Genomic DNA, 362 nt, shown 5'->3' on the forward strand with positions numbered 1-362 from the left:
ACCGTACCCACCGGCTCGCAGAGTATAACGCTCCGGTGAGCGTGACGTAACCGCCCCGTCGAACGTCGGTCCGTGGCCGGTCGACAGTCAAGTACCGTGAAAAGAAGTCACACGAACGTAACCGGGTCACATGCCCCTCAGCGAGCGTTTATATGCGGTGTCGCGTCGTGGAGGGTATGGCAGCCGAGACCGAAGCGGCCGCGTTGGAGCCGCTCACGACCGCCGAGATGGAATCGACGATGGCCGGGATCAAGCGCATGCTCAAGATCGGGGCTGCGTTCGCCGCCGTCGGCTACCTGTTGGTCGGGTTCGCGCTCTTCGTGGAGATCACCGCGTTCCACCCACTGTTGGAGGAGTACTTC

Annotated in this window: 1 pseudogene; it reads left to right on the forward strand. The window is 62.7% G+C overall.

Going from position 1 to position 362, the window contains the following annotated elements:
• Window positions 1-176 precede the first annotated feature (176 nt).
• A pseudogene (locus tag EXE45_RS18350) lies at window positions 177-362 on the forward strand (hypothetical protein); the annotation flags it as partial.

This window comes from Halorubrum sp. SP9 (assembly GCF_005435015.1).
Taxonomy (GTDB): Archaea; Halobacteriota; Halobacteria; order Halobacteriales; family Haloferacaceae; genus Halorubrum; species Halorubrum sodomense.